Below are 3,617 nucleotides of genomic sequence, written 5' to 3' on the forward strand. Positions count from 1 at the left end.
CCCGTCGGGTCCCACTCGCGGCCTGTCCAGCGGTAGGGGTTGCGGAGGTCGGGGCCGGTCTCGCCACGGTCCTCGCCCCACGCGCCGTACCGATACGTCTTGATGAGGCGGCCAACGGTGTCGGTGAGGGCGGTCACGGAACCCAAGGCATCCGCCAAATACCAATACTTCCCTTGGTCGTTGGTCTGCGAGACAATCTCGTCGATTCTGGAGCCGAGTGTGTAGGCGGATTTTCTCACGCCCGCCTCGTACTCGGCGAGGACGGAGACGGTGTCTATAAGGTAGTCCGTGCGGACGCCGCCGGACTCCTTGAAGACACGTATCCCGTTAGGATCATAACCGAACGTGGTTGTGCCGGACGGAGACGTGACTTCCCTCAACCGATTCTCGAAGTCCCATGTGTAATACGTCATGCCCGACGGCTCGGATTTCCAGAGCATGTTGCCGTTGCCGTCGAAGCCGAACGTCGTCTGGGCACCCGAGGGCGAGGTCATTGTCTGAATCTGGTTCGCCGCGTTGTATGAATAGGTGGTCAGTGATCCGTTGTCCGTTTGGGTCAAACGATTGCCCACCGCGTCGTAAGACCACGAGACAATCCGCCCATCGGGGTACGTGGTCTGGATCAGCCGCCCGAGGTCATCATACTGGTACGCCTCGACGTTCCCCGCGTGATCCGTTTTCGAGGTCCTGTTGCCCCGTTCATCATAGACGTAGTGCCAGCCCTGGAGGGTGAGGTTCGTCCGGTCGCGCGTGACCATGTGGGTCAACTGGGACGAGGCATCGTAGATGTACTCCGTCCACACGCCATTCGGAAAGACGACCTTCGTTCTCCTGCCCGCAGCGTCGTATTCAAAGCGCGTGATTTGGCCGTCGGAATCAGTGACTTTGACGGGCCGGTTGTTGCGGTCGTATTCCCATTTGGTGACACCACCCTCGGCATCGGTGATGGCAGTGCGGTTGCCGTTCTCGCCGAACTCATACCCGATGGTCTTGCCAAGAAATGAGTCCGTCATCGAGCGAAGTCTGTTCAGATCATCGTAGACGAAGGTGCGCGAGGTCGCGGCGAAGTTGACATTGGGATCAAGATGTCCCTCGAAGGTCTTGTTCCCTTTCTCGTCGAAGGTGTACTGAACTTTTTCCCCGTCGGGATACTCAATCTCCGAGAGCCGCCGGTTCGAGTCATACCGGTAGATCGTCGTGAACCCGTTTCCATCCGTCCGCGTCGCGCGGGAACCCGTTGCTTCGTAGGTGAATGCCGTTTCAATCCCGAGCGGATTGATTTCTTTCGTGAGCCTGTTGTTCAGGTCATACTGGAAGTACGTGGCGTTCCCGTTCGCGTCTTTGACGCTCGTGCGGTTGCCGCGCCCGTCAAACCCGTACTCCGTCACGCCGCCGAGGGCGTCGATGACTTTCCACAACCTGCCAAGTTCATCATAGAGGTAGGTCGTCTCGCTCCCCAAGGCGTCTATCGTTTTCGACTGACGCCCAAGATTGTCGTACTGCGTCGCCGTCACAGAGCCATTGGGGGAGATCGTTTCAGTCGCACGCCCGAGGGAGTCGAAGCGGGTGACGGTAGTGTTCCCGAGTGCGTCGGTGGCAGAACACACACCACTCCCTCCACCGCCTCCGCAGGACGGGCAGCCGACATCGGCGCAATAACCTTGGCGGACCGTGTTGCCGAGCGGGTCCACCGTCTTCACAAGCTGGTTGCCTTTGTTGAACACGAACGCCGTCGTCGAGCCTTTCGCGTCCGTGCGAGCGAGGACCTGCCCGTTTCCGTCGTACTGCGTGCTCGTCACGTTGCCGTTCGCGTCGGTCGCGGACACGAGGCGGTTCTTTTTGTCGAACTGGAAGGTCGAGGTCTTTCCTGTGGCGTCGGTCGAGGTGAGGCGGTTCCCGTTGGCGTCGAAGGTGAAGCTCGTCATGTGGCCTTCGGAGTCGGTCATCGAGAGCACGCGGCCAGCGGCATCAGATACCATCGTCCGCGTGTTTCCCGCAGCGTCGGTGAAGCTCGAAAGATTGCCCCAGCCGTCATATCCGATTCCGGTGACGTTGCCGTAGGAATCCCCCATGCCAGAAATGTTGCCGCTCTGGCCGTCGTACAACAACGTCTGGACTGCGCCGCCGGGCTTGTGGATTTCCGTCGGCTGGCCGTACTCGTTGTTCACGTAGCTCGTCACGTTCCCCGCGGGGTCCGTGGAGGTCAAGAGATTCCCGTTCGGGGTGTACGAGTTCGACGAGGTCTTTCCCTCGGCGTCTGTCACTGTGAGGACACGGGAGTAGACGGGGTCGTAGGTGTACGTCGTCGTGTTCCCAAGGGCGTCCGTCTGGGTCAGGAGATTTCCCCTCTCGTCGAGCGTGTTTCGCGAGACGTTCCCACGTGCATCACGCTGCTCAAGGACGTTCTTGTTCTCGTCCCTCAGGTACTCGACCTTGTTCCCCTCGCCGTCGATGAACAGGGTTTTCGCACCGTTTGGTCCCAGCCGTACTGCTCCTCGTTCCCGTTCGCATCCACGTATTTCGCCGTTTTGGCGATGAAGTCGATCTTCGCGGAACGGATGTATCCTTCAGTGTCTACACTACGGCTCCAACGACCGTCCTCGTCGTAGTACACGTAGGCCGTGTTTCCGTTTTTGTCCGTCTTCGCGATCAGTCGATGTCCAGCATCGTAAACGAAGCTCTCGGCGGAGCCGAGCACGTCGGTGACTGAGGCAAGATCGTTGCCAGAATAGCCGAAAAGGACTGTCCGTCCGTACAGGTCTGTTACCTGCGTGACGTGGCCGTTCGAGGTCTGGAATGACAGCGCGACGCGCCCCGCAGCGTCCGTCACAGTCGAGGGCAGGCCGTTCGCGTACTGGATCGTGACAGTGTTCCCGTTCGGCTCGCTCACCGAGAGGAACTTGCCATCCAGACCGAACTCCCGCACGATTCCTTCCTTGCTCGCGAGCGTGAACCCGCCAGCATGTCTGGCGAGCGTGTCGTACACGCCCGACGGGTTGTTGTAGTCGCTCGTCCCCGTCGGCGTGAACAAGTCTTCGCGCCCGTTCTCGCGGAAAACTGTCACGACTCCCTCAGGCGTCTCGAACGCTCGGATGCCATACGTCCACGCCCAGCCGTATCCAAACCCCGCGTCCCGTTTCGTGATGCTGTTGTACGTTCTCGCGAGGACGACGGGGATGCCGCGGGAGTTGACGGAGAGGTCGGTTTCATTGAAGAAATAGTTGCCGTTCGCCAAGTCCACCTGCGACGGGCCGGGGACAGTCGGGGACGAGCATCCACCACCGCCGCTGCCACTGCCACTCCCCGAGCCGCCCCCGCCGCTGCCGCCGCTCAGGGTCACGGGCGACGAACTGCCCGTCCCGCCTGAGATGATGTACTGGCCGCCGCCTATGTACCCGCTGCCGCGCCAACTGCCGATTGTGATGGGGTACCTCGGCACGTACACGTGCGCGCCTTCGTTTACGAGGTCTTCAATCGCGTCCAGGAACGCCTCGTCGTGCTGGTGGAGGTACATAAACCTCGTCTCCTCCCAGTTTCCCGAGTTCACGAGGAATATCTCCCACCCCTTCGCTGCGCTCGCGTGCATTATCTTGACCGCGCTCACGCCTTCTTCGTCC

General features: G+C 60.5%; 2 protein-coding genes. Both read right to left on the reverse strand.

Annotated features, from left to right (window positions below; translation table 11 throughout):
• The coding region (locus HY962_01230; protein MBI5645526.1) for an RHS repeat protein at window positions 1-2,264 on the reverse strand (2,264 nt) is incomplete at its 3' end.
• 155 nt (window positions 2,265-2,419) lie between these two features.
• Window positions 2,420-3,514 (reverse strand): RHS repeat protein, encoded by a 1,095-nt coding sequence (locus HY962_01235; GenBank protein MBI5645527.1) that lies wholly within the window; start codon window positions 3,512-3,514, stop codon window positions 2,420-2,422.
• Window positions 3,515-3,617 lie beyond the last annotated feature (103 nt).

It is taken from the genome of Ignavibacteriota bacterium (assembly GCA_016218045.1).
In the GTDB taxonomy this organism is placed as follows: Bacteria; Bacteroidota; Ignavibacteria; order SZUA-365; family SZUA-365; genus JACRFB01.

Excerpts from the sequence above, each read along its gene's own strand:
- HY962_01235 (MBI5645527.1), bottom strand. The coding sequence starts at position 3,514 with ATGTACCTCCACCAGCACGACGAGGCGTTCCTGGACGCGATTGAAGAC.